This window comes from Psychrobacter sp. GW64-MNA-CIBAN-0177, from assembly GCF_040309585.1.
GTDB classification, from domain to species: domain Bacteria; phylum Pseudomonadota; class Gammaproteobacteria; order Pseudomonadales; family Moraxellaceae; genus Psychrobacter; species Psychrobacter okhotskensis.
Genome location: NZ_JBEOOY010000436.1, coordinates 1 through 252, shown reverse-complemented (window position 1 = coordinate 252; position 252 = coordinate 1). Strand labels below are relative to the sequence as shown.

Annotated in this window: 1 protein-coding gene; it reads right to left on the bottom strand. The window is 41.3% G+C overall.

All coding sequences use genetic code 11. From position 1 onward, the window contains the following. Positions 1-252, bottom strand: a 252-nt coding sequence (locus AAEY79_RS15755; protein ID WP_352289562.1) for a hypothetical protein, incomplete at both ends; no start/stop codon positions are given.

Sequence of the window (252 nt, the reverse complement as noted above, 5' to 3'; positions counted from 1 at the left end):
ATCTAGAGCAATAACATAGCCATGCTCCGAACCTAAATATATTTTACCATAAGCTTGTAATATTCCGCCCGATAATTTTGCACTATCGTTATCGGCCCATGGCCAAAACGATACATCTTGGCGCACATCGCTTTTCCATAGCGTATCGCCATTTTCTAGCTTAAGTGCTTTTACTTGGCCTTCGCGGTTAGCAACGTATACGGTATCTTTATATACAGCAGGTGATAAGCGTGAAAAATAATGCTCTACACC